At 40.9% G+C, this 18,487-nt stretch carries 29 protein-coding genes and 1 tRNA gene; 18 read left to right on the forward strand and 12 right to left on the reverse strand.

The annotated features are described in order from the left end of the window. Complete coding sequence (locus BLT91_RS02440) at nt 1-510, forward strand: phosphoesterase (protein WP_090816199.1); 510 nt, start codon at nt 1-3, stop codon at nt 508-510. 79 nt (nt 511-589) lie between these two features. Here the strand turns inward: BLT91_RS02440 and BLT91_RS02445 are convergent, their stop codons facing one another. The 3 genes from BLT91_RS02445 to BLT91_RS02450 form a co-directional block, all read right to left on the reverse strand. Beyond that, entirely contained in the window at nt 590-1,111 is a 522-nt protein-coding gene (locus BLT91_RS02445; RefSeq protein ID WP_090816201.1) for a DUF3189 family protein, read from the reverse strand. Between the two features lie 234 nt (nt 1,112-1,345). Then, nucleotides 1,346-1,495: a hypothetical protein gene (locus tag BLT91_RS31205; RefSeq protein WP_175532007.1), complete on the reverse strand. Its 150-nt coding sequence runs from the start codon at nt 1,493-1,495 to the stop codon at nt 1,346-1,348. A gap of 126 nt (nt 1,496-1,621) precedes the next feature. After that, entirely contained in the window at nt 1,622-1,843 is a 222-nt protein-coding gene (locus BLT91_RS02450) for a hypothetical protein (RefSeq protein WP_090816203.1), read from the reverse strand. Nucleotides 1,844-1,984: 141 nt separating this feature from the next. Between BLT91_RS02450 and BLT91_RS02455 the strand changes: the two genes are divergently transcribed. The 4 genes from BLT91_RS02455 to BLT91_RS02470 all read left to right on the forward strand — a co-directional run bounded on the left by BLT91_RS02455 (nt 1,985) and on the right by BLT91_RS02470 (nt 3,973). Further along, entirely contained in the window at nt 1,985-2,302 is a 318-nt protein-coding gene (locus BLT91_RS02455; RefSeq protein WP_090817223.1) for an ArsR/SmtB family transcription factor, read from the forward strand. Then, nucleotides 2,295-2,750, forward strand: coding sequence for an SRPBCC family protein (locus BLT91_RS02460; protein ID WP_090816205.1), 456 nt, complete (start codon nt 2,295-2,297; stop codon nt 2,748-2,750). Before BLT91_RS02455 ends, BLT91_RS02460 begins: the two co-directional genes overlap by 8 nt. A 33-nt stretch (nt 2,751-2,783) precedes the next feature. Further along, nucleotides 2,784-3,218, forward strand: a complete 435-nt coding sequence (locus BLT91_RS02465) for an SRPBCC family protein (RefSeq protein WP_090816207.1) — start codon at nt 2,784-2,786, stop codon at nt 3,216-3,218. A gap of 293 nt (nt 3,219-3,511) precedes the next feature. Beyond that, the gene (locus tag BLT91_RS02470) at nt 3,512-3,973 is read left to right on the forward strand and encodes a C40 family peptidase (protein WP_090816209.1); all 462 of its coding nucleotides are present in this window, start codon (nt 3,512-3,514) and stop codon (nt 3,971-3,973) included. A gap of 211 nt (nt 3,974-4,184) precedes the next feature. Here the strand turns inward: BLT91_RS02470 and BLT91_RS02475 are convergent. Next, a tRNA-Val gene (locus BLT91_RS02475) sits at nt 4,185-4,257 on the reverse strand. A gap of 363 nt (nt 4,258-4,620) precedes the next feature. On the opposite strand from BLT91_RS02475, the gene BLT91_RS02480 reads away from it, so the two are divergent. Beyond that, complete coding sequence (locus BLT91_RS02480) at nt 4,621-4,815, forward strand: hypothetical protein (RefSeq protein WP_079420361.1); 195 nt, start codon at nt 4,621-4,623, stop codon at nt 4,813-4,815. A 221-nt stretch (nt 4,816-5,036) separates the two neighbouring features. Here the strand turns inward: BLT91_RS02480 and BLT91_RS02485 are convergent, their stop codons facing one another. From BLT91_RS02485 to BLT91_RS33410, 3 genes are all read right to left on the reverse strand, one after another. After that, on the reverse strand, nt 5,037-5,258 hold the full coding sequence (locus BLT91_RS02485; protein WP_254776753.1) for a hypothetical protein: 222 nt from the start codon (nt 5,256-5,258) through the stop codon (nt 5,037-5,039). 108 nt (nt 5,259-5,366) lie between these two features. Beyond that, a complete protein-coding gene (locus BLT91_RS02490) occupies nt 5,367-5,576 on the reverse strand; it encodes an alpha/beta-type small acid-soluble spore protein (RefSeq protein ID WP_029196083.1) in 210 nt (69 codons plus the stop codon). A gap of 179 nt (nt 5,577-5,755) precedes the next feature. Next, nucleotides 5,756-5,890 (reverse strand): hypothetical protein, encoded by a 135-nt coding sequence (locus tag BLT91_RS33410; protein WP_302847446.1) that lies wholly within the window; start codon nt 5,888-5,890, stop codon nt 5,756-5,758. A 271-nt stretch (nt 5,891-6,161) separates the two neighbouring features. Between BLT91_RS33410 and BLT91_RS02495 the strand changes: the two genes are divergently transcribed. The 7 genes from BLT91_RS02495 to BLT91_RS02525 all read left to right on the forward strand — a co-directional run bounded on the left by BLT91_RS02495 (nt 6,162) and on the right by BLT91_RS02525 (nt 10,158). Then, nucleotides 6,162-6,488: a hypothetical protein gene (locus tag BLT91_RS02495; RefSeq protein WP_090816210.1), complete on the forward strand. Its 327-nt coding sequence runs from the start codon at nt 6,162-6,164 to the stop codon at nt 6,486-6,488. Between the two features lie 167 nt (nt 6,489-6,655). After that, nucleotides 6,656-7,207: a superoxide dismutase family protein gene (locus BLT91_RS02500; protein ID WP_090816213.1), complete on the forward strand. Its 552-nt coding sequence runs from the start codon at nt 6,656-6,658 to the stop codon at nt 7,205-7,207. A 22-nt stretch (nt 7,208-7,229) separates the two neighbouring features. After that, a complete protein-coding gene (locus BLT91_RS02505) occupies nt 7,230-7,694 on the forward strand; it encodes a hypothetical protein (RefSeq protein WP_090816215.1) in 465 nt (154 codons plus the stop codon). A gap of 217 nt (nt 7,695-7,911) precedes the next feature. After that, nucleotides 7,912-8,073 carry a hypothetical protein gene (locus BLT91_RS31210; RefSeq protein ID WP_175532055.1) on the forward strand — a complete coding sequence of 54 codons (162 nt, stop codon included), beginning with the start codon at nt 7,912-7,914 and terminating at the stop codon, nt 8,071-8,073. Between the two features lie 451 nt (nt 8,074-8,524). Beyond that, the gene (locus tag BLT91_RS02510; protein WP_254776754.1) at nt 8,525-8,923 is read left to right on the forward strand and encodes a glycosyltransferase family 2 protein; all 399 of its coding nucleotides are present in this window, start codon (nt 8,525-8,527) and stop codon (nt 8,921-8,923) included. Between the two features lie 288 nt (nt 8,924-9,211). Then, complete coding sequence (locus BLT91_RS33770; protein WP_090816222.1) at nt 9,212-9,601, forward strand: glycosyltransferase family 39 protein; 390 nt, start codon at nt 9,212-9,214, stop codon at nt 9,599-9,601. Further along, complete coding sequence (locus BLT91_RS02525) at nt 9,598-10,158, forward strand: hypothetical protein (protein WP_090816224.1); 561 nt, start codon at nt 9,598-9,600, stop codon at nt 10,156-10,158. Before BLT91_RS33770 ends, BLT91_RS02525 begins: the two co-directional genes overlap by 4 nt. Here the strand turns inward: BLT91_RS02525 and BLT91_RS02530 are convergent. Continuing rightward, nucleotides 10,127-10,558 carry a CBS domain-containing protein gene (locus BLT91_RS02530; protein WP_090816226.1) on the reverse strand — a complete coding sequence of 144 codons (432 nt, stop codon included), beginning with the start codon at nt 10,556-10,558 and terminating at the stop codon, nt 10,127-10,129. The genes BLT91_RS02525 and BLT91_RS02530 overlap by 32 nt on opposite strands. A gap of 116 nt (nt 10,559-10,674) precedes the next feature. On the opposite strand from BLT91_RS02530, the gene BLT91_RS02535 reads away from it, so the two are divergent. Together BLT91_RS02535 and BLT91_RS02540 are read left to right on the forward strand one after the other, a co-directional pair. Beyond that, nucleotides 10,675-11,145: a divergent PAP2 family protein gene (locus BLT91_RS02535; protein WP_090816228.1), complete on the forward strand. Its 471-nt coding sequence runs from the start codon at nt 10,675-10,677 to the stop codon at nt 11,143-11,145. 67 nt (nt 11,146-11,212) lie between these two features. Then, a complete protein-coding gene (locus BLT91_RS02540; RefSeq protein ID WP_090816229.1) occupies nt 11,213-11,650 on the forward strand; it encodes a GNAT family N-acetyltransferase in 438 nt (145 codons plus the stop codon). On the opposite strand, the gene BLT91_RS02545 is transcribed toward BLT91_RS02540, so the two are convergent. Together BLT91_RS02545 and BLT91_RS02550 are read right to left on the reverse strand one after the other, a co-directional pair. After that, complete coding sequence (locus tag BLT91_RS02545) at nt 11,647-13,260, reverse strand: ATP-binding protein (protein ID WP_254776756.1); 1,614 nt, start codon at nt 13,258-13,260, stop codon at nt 11,647-11,649. The genes BLT91_RS02540 and BLT91_RS02545 overlap by 4 nt on opposite strands. Before the next feature lie 168 nt (nt 13,261-13,428). Then, nucleotides 13,429-14,181, reverse strand: a complete 753-nt coding sequence (locus tag BLT91_RS02550; RefSeq protein WP_090816231.1) for an MBL fold metallo-hydrolase — start codon at nt 14,179-14,181, stop codon at nt 13,429-13,431. A gap of 133 nt (nt 14,182-14,314) precedes the next feature. On the opposite strand from BLT91_RS02550, the gene BLT91_RS02555 reads away from it, so the two are divergent. The 3 genes from BLT91_RS02555 (at nt 14,315) to BLT91_RS02565 (ending at nt 16,309) form a co-directional block, all read left to right on the forward strand. Beyond that, entirely contained in the window at nt 14,315-15,208 is an 894-nt protein-coding gene (locus BLT91_RS02555) for an alpha/beta hydrolase (protein ID WP_090816233.1), read from the forward strand. A gap of 80 nt (nt 15,209-15,288) precedes the next feature. Further along, a complete protein-coding gene (locus tag BLT91_RS02560; RefSeq protein WP_090816236.1) occupies nt 15,289-15,906 on the forward strand; it encodes a stalk domain-containing protein in 618 nt (205 codons plus the stop codon). 91 nt (nt 15,907-15,997) lie between these two features. Beyond that, a complete protein-coding gene (locus tag BLT91_RS02565) occupies nt 15,998-16,309 on the forward strand; it encodes a DUF1292 domain-containing protein (RefSeq protein WP_090816238.1) in 312 nt (103 codons plus the stop codon). Between the two features lie 61 nt (nt 16,310-16,370). Here BLT91_RS02565 and BLT91_RS02570 read toward each other — a convergent pair whose 3' ends face one another. Beyond that, a complete protein-coding gene (locus BLT91_RS02570) occupies nt 16,371-16,790 on the reverse strand; it encodes a DUF1885 family protein (RefSeq protein WP_090816240.1) in 420 nt (139 codons plus the stop codon). Between the two features lie 87 nt (nt 16,791-16,877). After that, nucleotides 16,878-18,347: an aminotransferase class I/II-fold pyridoxal phosphate-dependent enzyme gene (locus BLT91_RS02575; RefSeq protein WP_090816242.1), complete on the reverse strand. Its 1,470-nt coding sequence runs from the start codon at nt 18,345-18,347 to the stop codon at nt 16,878-16,880. Between the last annotated feature and the right edge of the window lie 140 nt (nt 18,348-18,487).

An 18,487-nucleotide genomic window follows, 5' to 3' on the forward strand; every position in this document is an offset into this window, starting at 1 on the left:
ATGTCCAATACATATTTTATATCGGATCATCACTTTGGTCATAAATCCATTATTGATTTCGAAGATAGGCCTTTCGCAGATGTAGACGAAATGACTGCGACAATGATAGCTAAATGGAATTCAGCTGTCAGCAAAGAGGACAAAGTATTTCATCTTGGAGACTTTTCCTTCCTGAATAAAGAACGAACCGAAACCATCGTTTCGGAGCTGAACGGCTACAAAATCCTCATATTAGGTAACCACGATAGGGGAAGGTCGAGAGAATGGTGGCTGGATGTAGGTTTTGACGAAGTGAGTGAATACCCCATCATTTATAAGAATTTCTTTTTCCTTTCGCATGAGCCAATGTATATGAATAAACAAATGCCCTATGTCAATGTCCACGGACACATACACAGCCAGAAATACGAGGGGCTCCATTACTACAATGTGAGTGTGGAACACTTGGATTATACGCCTGTTTCGTTTGATCAGATCCGGGATACGGTTTTGGTTAATGAGGAGCAATAATGTAAATAATAAAGAAACCGCAAACTTAAACTTAAAAAGTCGCGGTTTTTTTATATTAAAAATTTAATTCTTATCCTCATCAGTTATCATCTTTATATTTTTTGTTGTCTAATATGGTGAGTGATTTAGCATCCTTATTAGATATTCCAATTTTTTTAGTATTCTCGACTAACCGAATAATGTTATTGCAGCATTGCTTTGCTCCTAAGACTAGTAATGGCACGCCAATAAAATTTATTTTAAATCTTCGAGAGAATAATCCACCAATTGTCATCGCAAATGGAACGGTTGGTGATGTATTGGAAAACACGATGGTTTCATGGTGTTGATACCTCTCCTGCAATACTAATGCAAAATTTTTTAAAGCTGGTGTTACTACTTTTGATATTCCATGTCCCATTGTATAAACAGGATTACCATTTTCATCTAGACCATGAAATATCAGTTTACCCATATCTGAAGTTTGTAGTTTATTGAAATAATCGACTTTTAGAATTTCTTCTTTTGTAAGTTCTCGGTTTTTAGGTAATTTGTTTAGATGGTAAGCCGCCGCTAAGGCAGTTGTATGAGTTCCACCAAAATCATTATATATGTAAATCATCAAATCACCCTTTTTAATTTTTATAACACACTTTTATTATCACCTTTGATTTATTTATAAATTCATAGTGTCCGATGACGTATAATTATTGACAAAACAAAAACGCCTCTTATCGATAAGAGACGTTTCATTTTTTTATCATTCAAAAAATCCTTCTTGAATTCTTTGTAAGTTATGATTGTTTGCTTGATGAAAGCTACCGAAGTAGGAGTTAGGTGATGAAAGGGATAGCCCCTAATCTTCCGGTGTACGGTCTAGATACAACCGGGTCACCGAAGTAGTATCGCCTTTCTCAATTTCCTCTTCGGTTGCCTTTTTTTCAAGTGGATCGTGCATGTTCATTCCTGGGGCAATAGATGGTTCATGGTTCTCACTTTTTTTCAAACGATATCCCTCCTAACGATTTTACAAATCTTATCTTGGAACATTTTAACTAAAAATATTCATCAATGATAAAAGAGTTGGTTAATATTGATAGGATGGAATTAATTTTTTCAGCTTAGTGGAAATTCAAATAATCTCACTTTGAACTATGTTTTTAAGTAGATCACAAGACATATCCGCTTTAAGATCACTGATACATTGCAAAGCTTTCTGCTTATCAATGCCTAATATACTGGTCAAGTAAAACAACATGTGCTCATAAATCGAACCATAATTCTCAAGTTCTTTGGTGTTTTCAGACAAATACTGTCGATGTTGATTAACAAGATGTTCAGTGAATTGGTTCAAAGATATTTCCTCCATTAGTTTATGAAATCAATTTAACATAATTGTTTCGAGGAGAATAGGATTTATTTTATATCATTCATGACAACTTCAAGGGAGAGCATAAAATTGACATGCAGACAAAAGGTTGCATATAATGGTTACATGGATAAAGTATTTAAGGCTCTTGCTGATTCAAGCCGTAGACAACTCTTAGACGAACTCTTCAAGAAAAATGGTCAGACATTAAATGAACTATGTGAACATCTTGAAATGACTCGTCAATCGGTTACAAAACACCTTGTTATATTGGAGGATGCGAATTTAATTGTCATTGAATGGCACGGGCGAAATAAAATGCATTATCTAAATGTCGCTCCTATCGGAGAGATATACGATCGTTGGATTGGAAAATATGAACGGCATCGGATCGAAGCATTGCGTGAACTTAAAAGAAAGCTTGAGGAGGAAATCAATGACTGACACGGCATTTGTTTATGTTTCTTACATTAGGGCGACACCGGAAAAGCTATGGAAAGCTTTGACAAGTAGCGATTTTACCGAAAAATACTTCTTCGGGAGCAAAATCCAATCTGATTGGCAAGAGGGCTCAAGCATTACCTATTCGCGGAATGGACAAGTTACCGATCACGGAAAAATACTAAAATGCGAACCGCATCGTTTACTTTCTTTTACTTGGAACATGGTTGGGGATGAAGCATCTCGTGAGCAACCGTCACGGGTCACTTTTGAGTTGAAACAAATGGATACGACTGTAAAATTAACTCTTAAGCATGAAAATCTGGTGCCTGCTGACTTCGTGGATAAAGATGATACCTTTGAGGGATTAAATAATGGATGGCCGGCCATTCTGAGCAACTTAAAAAGTTTGCTCGAAACGGGAAACACCTTGCCACCAATTTCAATATAACCAATCATAACATCGAGAGAGAGTTGATTTAGTATGAACAACCTTACGAAATTTAAAATAGTAAAGCCCATTAATGAAGTATTTGACGCTATTATTGACCCTGTAAAAATGTCTAATTATTGGTTTTCATCGGGTTCTGGAAGATTGGAACAAGGCAAGACGATTACCTTGAGATATGATGAATACGATGCACAAGTAGACATAAAAGTAATGGAAATCGAACTAAATAAGAAAATCGTTTTCCAGTGGGGTGCAAATGAGGAAGGTCATGTTGTTACAATTACGCTGAAAGAGTTGGATAATACGAGTACAATTATTGAAATTAACGAAGAAGGTTTTAATGAAAATGATGATGAACTAATTAGTAAGTTGGTAGATAATAAAGAAGGTTGGGTTTATATGTTGACCTGTTTAAAAGGATATTTGGAATTTGGCGTTACTAACTTGAGAGCAGGAATAGTGAAGTGAGTATCAAATGACAGTCTAAAGAGCCTTTTGCTCTTTTTTATATTGTACGTGAAGTCAATAAACGTAATGCGCGGCCTGACAGGTCAACCTGTTGGGCTGTTTTATTTCCCGCTCAAGTGTCAATAAGATACGTCTCATACAGTTCTCATCAAACTCTAATAAAGTCGGTTGAACTGTTACCACTCCTACTTTAACAGACATAGTGGTAAATTTTCGGATGTAAATCGTGTGTTATAGTGGTAACAGGTCAACAAAACACAGGCCATTGAGCCAACAAAGGGAGGATACACATCATGAAAAAAGCCTATAAAACTATCGCGACTTTTGCTCTGAGTTTATCCGTCTTCATAGGCGGCGCCATGGCGATTTCACCAACAACAACTCACGCCGCTTCGATTTCGGATAATATCATTTCTACTGGTGAACACTATATGCACACACCATATCGATTCGGTTCAACGTCAGGAAACACTCGTACTTTTGACTGTTCTTCATTCACGCAATTCGCTTTCAAGAAATATGGGATCAACTTGCCACGTACTGCTCATGCACAATCGCAAGTAGGTAAGTTCGTGCCTCGGAATCAACTGAAACCCGGCGACTTGGTATTCTTTTATTCGCCGATTCACCACGTAGGTATCTATATCGGTAACGGTAAAGTTCTTCACACCTACGGTAGTCCAGGCGTCACGATCTCGGATATGAACAGCGGTTGGTGGAGCAACAATTACGCTACGGCACGCCGTGTACTATAATTAACATTCAATATACACCAGCTTGACGGTTAATCCCCGTCGGGCTTTTTGCTGTTGTAGAAGACAAATTAGGAAACCCTTCCAAATGAGGAGCGCCTTCCTAATAGGAGAGAAGTTATTCGCACCAAATTCGCTCCAAAAGGCATTATAGAATACCTTCATGTGAATATAAACAAGCAAAAACCCCTTGAATACCAAGGGGTTGAATGTATGACCTGTAGTGGGCTCGAACCACTGACCCCTACCCTGTCAAGATAGTGCTCTCCCAGCTGAGCTAACAAGTCGTTTTTTGAGGACAATTAGTAATATACCAAGGATTTTTATTATTGTCAATACAAGTTTTTTTTAGCTTAATTGCGCCAAAATCGGAACAGCTTATCTAAAATGTGGTGCGCTTTGCGCTTCTTTTTGGACCTGGGAATAAAAGATAAGCTCTCCATTGTGCCGTGAAAGACTTCGTTATTTTTGGATAGTAGGATAGAGAGTTCATCATTTGTTAGGCCTTTTGTAGTCATGGTAGTTGTCAACCTTTCTGGACGATCATGACATTAATGTATCATATTAATGAGGATGTTTGATAGTGGGGCTTTCATCTTGACTTGATTTATGGTAACTTGATGACATTAGAGCTTGGGAGGAACAGGGAAATGACGAAACAACAACATCGATGGAATTTACGTTTGAAGAGCAGTAATGTATATTTGGGCACCGTATATTTAGGTGATCCGCTTCCAGAAGTGGAAGATGTCATCATGATTGGCGATAAGAAATATACGATTCTTGAGCTTGGAAGTAACCGTGACGCAAGTGACGTGTTTGTAGAAGAAGTAAAAAAGAAATAATGCTTCAAAGAGCAGCGCTAGTCTAGATGGAAGATTCCGTTAGGCAGCGCTTTTTTTGTTTACTGTCACTTAAGAGCTATGTATGCCCTTTCCAAGAAAATTTTCAATGTGTAATAAAAAGAGACTGTCATATACAGCCTCAGCGTATGTATTATGAGATGTTGTAGAGAGAAGCAAGGCAATTAACGAACATTTTGATGTATTCCTTACGGGTATAGTCTTTATTGCATGCAATGTCTCTTCATAGGTATTGGAACCAGGTAATTTCGGTAGGAATTTTTTTTGTATACAAACTTTTCGTTCTGGATAAGATACGTATCGTTCTCAAAATACGGTACGTTGTCAAATTGGAGAGCTTTTTCACCTTTTTGTTCACTAACTAATGTAGCCAAAAGAATTAGCATGCGGTACGGATCACGGAATATTTCATATTGTTCGGTCATGGTTAACACTCCTTTGACAAATTCGAAGAAAAAAAGAAAAAGACTAGATTGCACTCTAAGGAGGATCGAGTGAATCAGTCTTTTTGTGCTTGCTCCTACATCAAAGGATTAGCGTTTGAAGCTGGAAAGCTGTTGCTCAGCTATTTGCACTAACCGCTTCGTGATGTTACCACCAATGGCACCAGCATCACGTGTTGCCAAATTACCATTGTAACCAGTTGGGGAGAGAGGTACACCAATTTCCTGAGCGACTTCATACTTCAGTTGATCCAATGCTGCCTTTGCTTGTTGTACGACTAAAGTGTTGTTTCTAGCCATTCAAAATCATCTCCTTTTTTTTGGTACACCAGTATTATTTGAATGTTCGGATAATTTATTCGCGAAAATAAAAAAAATTTTAACAATTCATTAGTACCTTCTAGTCGGGAAAAGTTATCTATAAAGCAATAAACCCCCATCCGGTAGGATGGGGGGAACTTATATTTGAAAGATATGTATTATTCCTCTTCGGATTCCGTGCTTTCTTCCGCAGCAGCAACTTCTTCAACCGCTTCTTCGCTCACCACTTCTTCGGTGGACTCTTCGACGATTTCTTCTTCATTTTGGGATACTACTTCTTCCTCTTGGCTCATATTTGTCACCTCCTTCGATACGTATAGTATCATTGTAACTACTTCTATCAGGCTATACAAGTAGGGAAGAGGGGGTCTTGATAGATTTAATGTAATCTTAATCGGTTTGTCATACCTTGAAGAATTGCCATGGCAATATAAGTCGAAAAGAGTGTAATAACAACTTATTTTCGCCGGATATCTCTAATAAGCATGTTTTATTTTTCTATGAATATACATGAGGCAAAGCAGCAAAAGTTCATTATTTGCTAAGCTGATAGGAGGAATCCGAATGAATCGGTCGGATGTTATTTTGGAGCTACAACTAGTACCCGAATTGCTTAAACAAGCAGAAGCGATCTATGTGGATGCGGTATCTGAACTGGCCTGGGCAAAGCATCAACTTGTAACCAAAGAATGTGAAGTCATTGGTGACGGTCTGGTCACAGGGAAGAACGAGCTCCACCGCCAAGCGGAGATGTGGCCGCACACCAAAGAATTGCAGCAGCAAGTTTTGCGAATGGAAGATGCAGTCGAGCATACGAAGGTAGAGTTCCATTTCTACAAGCGGAAGTTAGAGAATCTGCAAATAATAGCGAAGCTCATGACAATTTTATAGCTGGAATGAAGGGCATCAAAAGTCTGCAATCGAGAGATTGCAGGCTTTTTGTTATGGATAGCGTTTATTATGAAAAATTTGTTCTTTTGATACGGTTACAGCGTAATGCAGTTGTGCATCCTAAGGGTAGATTATGTATGCCAAGTTCTAGGGAGGATCATCACTGTATGAAATCACTTACTATCATCATGACTGTCAGTTTGGGGCTGCTTGCGCTTACCGGTTGTCAAAACGTTAAGAGCGCAGCGACAACAGAAGCTGCATCACCACCATCAGAGCTGAAAGTATCATTAATCGGTATGAGCGGCCAATCCATTGGGACTGCCAAGTTGACATCTGTTCAGGAAGGGGTTCAGATTGAACTCCAAGTTAGCGGGCTGACACCAGGCCTCCATGGACTTCACTTTCACGAAAAAGCGATTTGCGAGGCACCAAGTTTTGAATCGGCTGGAGCCCACTTCAACCCGATGAAGAAGGAGCATGGCTTTCTTAATCCGAAAGGTGCCCATGCCGGGGATCTCCCAAATCTAGTCGTAGATGAACAGGGAAACGGGAAGTTCAATGCCATTACCAAGGCCGTGGTGATGCTTCCGAACAAATCGAACTCATTGCTCAAGCAAGGGGGGACCAGTCTGGTGATTCATGAGAAAGAAGATGATCTGAAGACGGATCCAACCGGTAATTCAGGGAAACGAATTGCTTGCGGTGCCGTGAAATAATGGAAGGAGCATTCTTGACAACATGATCAAAACACAGGATCTCAAGCTTCAAATGGATGAACTAACAAAACAAAATGATTTGGTGCTCATCGAACTCGAGCAAGTAAAAAAGATGCTCATCAATGGCTCACAAGGAAGCCAAGGTCAACAGCAAGCTACTGACGGCAATCAACAACAGGCGCAGGATCAGAACCAGGGCCAAAACCAAAGCCAAGTCCAAGGACAGGATCAGAACCAAAGTATAAAGGCAGGACAAGTCGACACCAGCGGGCAGCAAGTAACGGACTTAGCCAATGAATTATTAAAAATAAAGGACCTTGTAGAGAAATTAGAGCAAAAAACGTCCCAATACGTAAGCAGTCAATCGAATGGAACATTAACAGAGAAAGATGCGGTCAATCTAATACTGACTTTAATGAATGGTATGGTCGATTGGGCGAGTGAATTTGTTTCTTCCAAAGCGTCGTCGAATGGACAATTACAATAATGTAAAATGTCATTCTAAAGAACAAAAGAGCCGCACAAAGCAGCTCTTTTTCTTTTTTGTCGAAACCCGACTCTTTTGATTAAGTATTATTAAAATAGGTTTTATTGATTTTTTAGGTGATTCGACAATATGCACTTATTTACAGAAGAGTGAATGACCGATAAAGTAAAGAGGAGACAAAGAGGAAGAGACAAACCATAGATGGGGTGTAGGAGTAATGATAGAAATCGATATTAATCATGTGATGAGTCAACTTGGAATTCAGCCTATTCAATTGCAAAAATGGCAATCAGAACAAGCACAAGAAGATGAAGTTGAACGTACATGTCTTGTCGATCCTACAATTGAAACAGTTGCCAATCCCATCCATTTTACTTAACAACGCCTAAGCCTTCAAGTTTCATAAAGATACTAACACGAAATTCCAACTCAGGATAGAGAGATTGCAACGCTCTCCATTCTTCCTCTACATTTCCAAAGTGATGTGCTCTATAGTCCAATCCAAAGCCCATCGGATCCAGATTCTATTTTTGGAAGGTATGGACGCGGCATTTGTTAGCTTTTTCTTTATCCAAAAGAACGGAAGTGTTAATCGTGTAGTGGTTACTTGACGCTACAACGGAAGGATGGGATCCAGCCCCCATTCTTTTTTTTTTGCATTAAAAGTCGAACAAATACTCTGAAACAATGTACCCCGATTCTACTCTCGTTTCCCAAACTCAAAAGTAGGGATTTGCCTGGTAGCCGCTCATGCGAGATTTTTGTTGGTCGAATCCAAGATCTGAGGGACCTGATTTATCAAGTTTAATTCCAAGATGAAGAGGGTATGCTTGGAAATAGAAATGGCTAAGGATGGTAACCACTGTAAGGGAATGGTTAATGATGGTTCCACGGATCATACCTCAGCGGTTTCCCGCGAGACACAGCATGCGGCTGTGATTGATTTGCCTGTTAATCTAGGCATCGGTGATGCCATGCAAACGGGTTTCATATATGCATCAAGGAATGGCTATGACATTGCCGTTCAGATCGACGCTGATGGTCAACATGATCCCCGAGCGTTGTCTCACATTATTGATCCAATCGTATCAAGAAAGGTCGATTGCTGTATCGGTTCTCGTTTTCTGACAAAAACACTTGTCATATCTAAGCTCCACAGCAAACTAACCCGACTTATTCAAGAAGTCGCACTTCTGCAGGAACAATTACGAGCAAAGGGATCTAAATGATGCTGATGGCTCCGCTTTTCATCGTTCTCCTTAATGTATGTTTGCTGGTTTGCAGTCAAATTACATGGAAAATAGCGCTCAATCGAACGCCATTAAACGGAATACATAATCTGGGGTTAGTACTTAAGGAAACGTTTACATCTTCGCAATGGTTAGGGCTGCTTTTTTTAGTTGGAGGCGCCTTTCTGTTAGCCGAATAGGTATTGGGGAGAAGAAGATAGATGAAACGCGGAGTTTGGCTCGGCTTGCTGCTGCTCATGGCCGCGGCCTTATATTTACGCCTTCACTATGTGCTTGAGGCTGATTACCCACCACTCGAGTGGGATCAATTGGAGTACACGAATCTCACTGGGCGCAATTCTGTTCCTATTTCTGATTGGGAAGCGGTTGTTTCATCCGATAACAGGACTTATCGCCAGCGGGTTCGCCGCGGTGTATCCTTCCTACGTCTGGTCAACTTCACTCATTTTGACGGAGGTTCCGTTTCTGACTGTTTTTACAGGATTACTCTACATGCAGGTTCGCATCATACAGGATAACAAATGGCGGGATCATCTAGGGATGGGTCTTCTGCTTGGCCTTTGCGTTCTCATTCGCCCGAATATACTTCCTTTAGCGGTTATTCCTAATGTGTTTCTTTGGGTGAAAACAAAGAAAATGGAGAAAACCAATGCATGATGCCATGGTGGATAAGGAATTGGATAACTTTTCATTCGTTTATTTTCATCGCCAAAGGGGAAGCGGGCAATCCGTTCCTAGGAGGAACGGACCCTTACTTCCGAGGCACAATTGATTGGGACCATATCGATAAGGATCATCAATTCGCAGAAGGCATTAGACGGATAAAAGAAGGTTTGATGGAGGAGCCGTTATTATGGATTAAATGGATGATGGTTGGGAAATTAAACGTGTTTTTCAAAACGATGTGGGTGGGACCTTATCCTTATTCCGTACCTGTATGGTATGCGAATACACTGATACATTTACACACCTTTTTAATAGCTTTGGGTAATATTGGTATGTTTATTTTCGGCATTCGGAAGCCAGCAATTCATTACTTAATGGTTGCTTTTCTCATGTTCTTAAGTATCCACCTGATGTTCATTCCGGTAGATCGATATGTGTATGGGATGCTTCCATTTCTTATGCTAGCAAGCGCGTATTTGATTACGCAAACCATTTATCTGGTACGTAACGCCTGGACTACCTCTCTCCTGCAGCGGAGGGGGATTTAAATATCATTTGCTTCGCGCAGTATTCGATGATCTCACTTCTTCGTACAATGCCGATGAATTTATCGGAATCATCTACAATTGGCACGAAATTTTGCACTTTGGCCAAATCGATGAGATCTACCATATCAGCATGAATATGAACCGGTTTATTTTGCACACGCAGAGGAACTTCGGCCAGCATGTGACGGTGCGCATTATCGAAGCCAATTCCGTCCGAATTTTTAAGAAACCACAATAAGTCTCCCTCGGTAACGGTACCTACATAATGACCATCGTCGGATAGGATGGGTACGGCCGTGTAACGATGATATTCCATTCGTTCTAGGGTTTGGCGAAGCGTTGTTTGCAATGTCGTTGTAATGACCTCAGATTTAGGTAATAGGAAAAAAGCGATATTCATCATTTAACACTCCTTCGAGTTTTACATAGGAAAACTTATTAATCACATTTCTATTGTATCAAAATTTGCGAATAGAATCTAAACCTGTGATGGATGCTAGAAGTGAGGTGAAGGAAATGAATCGAGCATTGACGACAGCAATGATTGGAATTGGAATCGCTCAAGCAATAAAAATGCCCCTTACGTATATAAAGACTAGAAAGTGGGATTGGTCGCAAATGATCCAAACAGGAGGGATGCCAAGTTCTCACTCATCGGGTGTATCTGCCCTTGCAACCTATATTGCGATGAAAAGAGGAATTTCTGCGATTGATTTCGCCGTGAGTTCGGTTTTCGGAGCCGTTGTCATGTATGATGCGATGGGGATTCGGCGAGCAGCTGGAGAAATTGCTATTGAAGTGAATGACCTCGATGAGCAAGTCGAACGATTGGCTAAACAACATCCTGGTTTGTATCATACTCGCAGACGTAAAGCCCTAAAAGAAAGCTTAGGCCATCTACCAAGAGAAGTAGCTGGAGGAGCGCTTCTAGGTATCGCAATAGGCGCCTTGAGTTATATGCTGGAGAAAAAAATTAGGAAAGTTTAGCGCATGTGGACAACTTTTCTTGAATGAGATAAGATCAAGGAACGTTCGAAGAAAGGAAGAAGTCCACATGGAAATCATTCGCGTTACAACCCAAGATCAACTGCAAGATTGTTTTAAAGTGCGCTTCAAAGTGTTCGTGGACGAGCAGCAAGTGCCGGAGCATTTGGAGATGGATGAGAAAGATGAATCACCTGAAGCATGCCATCATTTTCTTATTTCAGATGGAGATCAACCTGTTGCAGCAGCTCGTTGGTATGAATACCAACCCCAAACAGCCAAATTGCAGCGTGTTGCTGTTTTGAAAGAATATAGAGGCCGATCACTTGGCAAACAAATTATTCTTGCCATGGAACAGCAGGCTCGCGAAATGAATTGTTCATCTGCGATCTTAGATGCGCAGTGTCAAGCAGAGGGCTTTTATAATCAGTTGGGATATCAGGTCATCTCTGATGAACCTTTCTATGATGCTGGTATTCTGCATGTAAGAATGAAAAAGCCGCTTTAGTTATTAGCGGCTTTTTCTACGTTTGAGTCTTTTTCAGCTAATGGAAATGTTATGATAAATCGTGTGCCTATTCCTAGTTCGCTCTCAACCTCCAAGGTGCCTTGATGATCTTGAACGATTTTGTAACAAATAGATAAACCAAGTCCAGTGCCTGCTGCTTTCGTAGTGAAGAAGGGATGGAAGATTTTCTCCAATTGTTCAGTAGGAATACCTGGTCCGTTATCCGCTATGACCATAGTTGCGTTTTTCGGATCCAGGCTTAATTGCATATGAACGACACCATTTTCTTCCATAGCCTCGCAAGCATTTTTAATAATATTTAGCAATAGCTGTATCATTTTATCTTGATCCATCAATACGAAGACAGGATTCATTGATTCTTTATAATGAATTTGATGTCCGAAACGAGTTGCTTCCGATTCCATCAAGGCAATGACCTTGAGTACACATTCATGGAGAGAATGGACTCGGAAGTCGATACTATGGGGTTTTGAGAATTGAAGGAATTCAGCCGTTAAGTCACTCATCCGATTAATTTCATCCATAATCAACGAATACCAATTTTCAATATTATAACCGTTTGCTTTGGAAATCTGTAAAAAACCTTTTACTGTTGTTAACGGGTTGCGGATTTCATGAGCCATCCCGGAAGCCAACTCACCGATGACCCTCAGCTTGTCAGACCTAAGCATATGTTCTTCCCGCTTTAACCATGATTCACGCTTCTTCATAAATAAATTATTCTCAGCTAATAAGATAAGATCATCCTTTGTTAAGCCATCCAACGGATAGGAAGCAATACCATACGTGATTTGAATACCGGTCAATTTAGGAAGCTCAGAATCAAGCTTTAGCTTGAAGGAGGCTGTTGAAAGATGTTCTTGAATGAGCGGCATAACAACTGCGAACTCATCACCACCATATCGAGCGATAAAGAGAGCGTCTTTAAATAATATTTGTAGAAGCTCAGCCATTTGCTTCAAAATGAAATTTCCTGCTTGAAATCCGCGACTCGTATTCATCGCCTTCAGATCGGTACAGTCGATAAGGATAAGGACAAGACCTTGTTTCTGCCGGATTAATAGTTCTAGTCTACGGTGAGATTCTTCATAATTGTATAACCCAGTTAACGAATCCTGTTGCGAATATAGATTTCGTTCTTTTTTTAGTCGATCTGCTTGTGTGAACGTGGAGTAAGTCGCTCGGGTAAGTAAGGCTACCGCTGTAAAATCAAGCATACTATTTAGAGCATAGACCCATAGTAATCCTGAAGGGCCTTTAACCAAGTAAACATTGAATAAAAAGATGAGAGCATAGGACGCAACTAATATCCACGATTTTTTGCGATTTTCTTCTGTATAAATATCTCGGAAAAGCGTTAGTATGTAGATAGGCAGGCAAAAACTCGAATTACCTATGTAATGGATCAAACCGATTAGAATTAGGCGAATCCAGGGGAAAGCCGCATGCTGAGCTCGCCCCATTAGACTTACTATATAAAGTAACAAAGTCAGGATGAGAAAGGGAATGTTAATTGCTGTATGTAAGATCGTCGTAGATAGGCAAAAAACGAACGAATAGCCAATAAGAATCCAATTAAGAATCACCATATCATCTCCTGAATGAAAGAATGACCTAATTTTACACCCCAGTGACATGTTCTCTGTCTGGTAACTAAATCCCTGCTTACTGGCAAAAAGATTAAGAAATAAACACGGAATTTAACGAAAAAAGAACCTTAAGGACGTTATACACCTTAGGTTCTGGTCGAAAAATAATTATTCAGGAATTTCAATGATTTCATGCTGGTGTATGAAGGTCATGCAGCCTGTTTTTCCAATGAAATTCCTCATAATGTCATCATAATGCATGAGATAAACCCTCTTTTGTATATGATTAGGCAATGTAAGTAATTCTTCAAGGGTAGCATGGATAAAACCATGGCCGCTTAATTGGCAATCGTGTAAAATAGTATGACAATTTCTTTTTCCAATGACTTCTTGAGTAAGAAGGTTCTCATCGAATCGGGCATCTGCACTATAGAACGTCCGATGATTGATAAAAAGGGAGTAGCTGGGTTTGTAGGGGATGTGAAGAGTCGAGATGAATTCAATGAATAGCCCTGGAATTATTTCAACAGGCACATTCTCCTCAATAAGGATGACTTCGAAATAATCCTCGAGACTGTTATAGCCATCTGCAGGATTATACATGCCGCCTTTCAGCGTGTTTTCCCAGAGGATACTTGCTATTGATTTGGTTAGGAAAAGCCTTGTTTTCTTATTCTTATATTCATATAACATGCGAAAGGCGATTTCTTCTAAACCGCCTACATGATCGGCATGAATATGTGAAATGATGATTCCATCGATTTTGTCAGGTTGTATGTGGATGTCATGAAGTGATTTTGGTGTTGTAAAACCACAGTCGATTAGTATGTTCATCTCATTACAACGGATTAATGCGCTAGTATTGTAAAATGATTTGGCAAACGCACTGCCGGTTCCCAACATTTGAATTTGCAAACTCATTCAGCCGCCTTCCATAATTCGACAAAAACCATTTTTTTCTAATGTAGCATGGGAGGTTGCCGAATTTCAACCAGTATATGCTTGCGCTTCAATTCTATCATTTTCATCTCATTAAAAGGTGTTGATTATATCCATGATCTGGTTGATTGGTAGTATACTGTTAGTTCTTATAGGTTCGGCTTTGGTAGGTATATCAACCTATGTTGGTTGGCAGCTCACACATCCGAAGCGTAAGCCTGTCGATGATCTCCCTGAGCATTATGGCTTGCACAAACAGGATATCACATTCCCAAGCCAGACTAGTGATGTTCTATTAGATGGATGGTTTTTTAAATCCCCAATTGCTCCAACCGATGCGAATCCAATGACCGTTATCATGTCCCACGGATACGCAGGAACTCGTCTGGAAAAAGGACTTCCAGCGTTGGCATTGGCCAAATCAATCGTAGCCGCGGGCTATCATGTGCTCATGTTTGATTTCCGTAATTCAGGGAACTCAGAAGGCAGCCTGACAACGGTTGGCTATTTGGAAAATCAAGATGTATTAGGTGCTATCAAATGGGTTCACGAGCATGTTCCCAGTAAAATCTGCTTAATTGGATTCTCGATGGGCGGCAGTACATCAATCTTAGCAGCAGCTGAAGAACCAGCTGTTTTGGGGGTAATTACAGACAGTGCTTTTAGTCAGCTTAGTCCTTATTTGAGAGATAACTTGCCGGTGTGGTCAAACCTCCCACGGTTTCCATTTACTCCTTTAATTTTAACCATTTTACCAAGGTTGATTGGCATTAACCCTCGCAAAGTGGATGCGCTTGCTGCAGTCGATCACATTTATCCTAGGCCGATTCTGTTCATTCATAGTCAAGACGATGATGCTATTCCTTGGTCCAATAGTGAAGCGATGTGGAGCCGACACCCGGATGCATTTGAACTGTGGATTACAAAAAAAGCGGGCCATGTCGGCTCATATCAGATGCAGCCGGAAGCTTACACACAACGTGTTCTTGCTTTTTTGTCAAAATTATAAAATCATCGCAACTCTTCTTTACCTTCGGAGTATAAAGATGCAGACAGAAAGATTACTAACGAGAGCTGGAGGTAATAAGGATGAAAGTTCAGCGGATATTTGCATTGATGCTGGTGTTTTTTGTTCTAAGCACGGCTGCAGTGGTGGCCTCTTCGATATGGGGGGATTTTAAGGGTTATAACATTGCCCGATTGGTCGTAAACGACAAGACATCAGAGTTCGGCGATTCAGATGTTCCACCTCTTATCGTGGATGGCAATACCGTATTGCCGTTACGCGCTGTAAGTGATGCGCTTCATGCATTGGTGAAATGGGAAAACTCGAATAAGACCGCCTACTTATACAAACCGAACGTACACTTATTCTTTACGACTGAAGTGCGTAAGGATTCTGCAATTGTTCCGTTTGGTGTTGTAGAACGCGGTAAAGAAGCAGATTTTATTGTTTTTGCTCAAGTTGACAATTTGAAGACGAGCATTAATTCCGTGAAGGTTTCTATCGTATCGCCAAGCGGGAAGAGCGTTGTTACACCGGTTGTGAAATCGATCGCTGAATCGAAAGAGTCATTTTGGCTGAAAGTACCTTTGTATGGGGTTTCTTTTGATGAAGAAGGTACGTACGTTGTTAAATTTGCTATGAAACAAGATGGGGCAAGTGACTATTCGGTCGTCTCTGAGAAGCAGATTCAATCCGAGTAGGAAAAGCAGAGCAGAAAGTGGTTTGACCTCTTATTATGAAAATGTTAGGATAATTAGGTAACTAATTATTCGACGAAATGAGGTTCTGCCTGTGAGCGATGATAAGCATGATCATGTACACGGCCCGGACTGTGACCACGATCACGAGCAAGGGGAAGATGTTTTTATCGTAACGGACGAGAACGGTGAAGAGCATGAGATGGTAATGGTGTATACCTTCCAATCTCAAGAGCAGGCGTATGCTGTTTTGCTCGATCGTAATGATCCTGAAGCTGACGGTGTTATTTTCCGTGTTGAAGAAGAAGACGAGGATGCGTTTCTTGTTAACATTGAAGATGAAGAAGAATGGGAACGTGTAGTAACTATTTACAATGATATCGTAGCTCAAGAAGACGAAGAATAAGAGCTATACATAAGAACCCCCTAGCAGATTTATCTGTTAGGGGGTTTCTGTTTGCAAAGCTTCATTTTCTAGGATTGAAATACATAATTCTGCCGTTGAATAGATGAAGTTCGGCTTTCAGCAGTTTACTAAGGTATTTGCAGAATTCATTGCCTTTGCTCTTGTCGCCATGCGTGGCATCATCAGGTAATACGACTTGTACATAATGCCGTTCTTCCTCTTGGTTCTGTTCATTACCGACACCAATCACTATGTATTTGTATAGAGGATTGATACCTTTCAGATAGAACCACTTGCCTTCGCCTTCCGGCTTCGTCTCAATGGTATAGGGGAATCCTGCTTCGTCATACTCCCAGCCAAGCTGCTTGGCTGTTTGACTGAGCTGATCACGGTAATGCAGCAGTTTCTCCTTCAGTTCATCTAAGGAGAGTGCGGCAACCGTGGAACCTGTTACGAATTTTATATAAGCGCTTTGAGCCATTCCTTGTTCACCTCATTCGCTAAACATCACCAACATCATAGCATCATGTAATCGGTTTTACAATATATCCCTCGTAAGGCGGAAGGATTAGAATATCGCTTGTGTCTCAACGATCACTTTCACATTCTGAACACTGCGGTCCTCAGGCCCCTTCACAGGCAATCCGACTTCTACATGCTCCACAATGTAATCAATAAGCTCTTGGGTGATTACTTCACCTGGAAGCAGAATCGGAATACCAGGCGGGTACACATAGATGAATTCGGCAATAATGCGGTCAGCCGCGTCTTTGAAAGGAAGTATTTCGGTTTCGCCATAGAAAGCGTCCCTTGGTGTTAGTGTTAACTGAGGAATCGCTGGAACTTTAATAACAACCTCTTTCACTTCTACAACATCATCATTCATATGGGAGAGCTCACGAAGTGCTTCAAGTAACGTCTCGATGTTCTCAGGAGTATCCCCAGGCGTAATAAGGCACAGGATGTTATACATGTCGCTCATCTCAACTTCAATATTGTAATGATCACGGAGCCAATTCTCGACTTCAAAGCCAGTTATGCCGAGTTTACGCACATGTACGCATATTTTCGTCGGATCATAGTCGTAAGTAGCTTCTTCACCCAAAATCTCTTCACCAAAGCAGTAGAGATTCGAAATTTCATTGATCTGCTTTCTGGTATATTGAGCAAGCCCGATTGTGCGTTCCGCCATTTCTTGACCATTCAATGCTAAATGTCTACGCGCTGTATCTAAAGAAGCTAGCAAAATATAAGAAGTTGACGTTGTGGTGAGCATGGAAATAATCGTCTGAATCCGTTTCGGATTTACACGAGTCCCTTTCACGTTGAGGACTGAGCTTTGCGTCATGGAACCGCCCAGCTTATGTACGCTTGTTGCGGCCATATCGGCTCCTGCTTCCATAGCGGACATAGGCAGCTTGTCATGGAAATGAATGAGCACGCCATGCGCTTCATCCACGAGGACCGGCATGTTATAACTGTGAACCAGGTCAACGATCTCTTTGAGATTGGTACAAACGCCATAGTAGGTCGGATTGATGACCAGAACTGCTTTGGCATCGGGATGCTTCTCGAGTGCTCTGCGAACAGACCGAGTCGGAATTCCATGATCGATACCCAAGTTTTTGTCACGGGCAGGTTGGATGAATACCGGCTTAGCGCCCACGAAAATAATAGCGGCCAGAACCGATTTATGTACATTCCGTGGAACGATAATTTTATCGCCTTCGGAGCAGACCGTCATAATCATCGTCATTATAGCTCCGCTTGTCCCTTGTACGGAGAAGAAAGTATGATCGGCACCATAGGCGTCCGCAGCAAGCTTCTGGGCTTCCTCAATCACGCCCATTGGTTGATGGAGGTCATCCAGCGGTGCTATATTGATGAGGTCGATGGACAGGGCATTGTCCCCAATAAAGGAACGAAATTCCGGGTCCATGCCGACTCCTTTTTTATGGCCAGGAATATGGAACTGAATTGGATTTTTCTCAGCATGCGCGAGCAGTGCAGTGAACAGGGGGGTACGGGTATGATCCACCTGATTATCGCTTCCCTTCTATCGTGGATTGCTTGTCGAAAGTTGCAACAAACAAAATGAGTATATCAAACTAGAGATTTCATGCAAGCTAATTTTTCGAAAATAGTTTGTGCTAATTCAGGTAAAACTAACAGTAACTT

It is taken from the genome of Paenibacillus sp. yr247 (genome assembly GCF_900103825.1).
In the GTDB taxonomy this organism is placed as follows: Bacteria; Bacillota; Bacilli; order Paenibacillales; family NBRC-103111; genus Paenibacillus_E.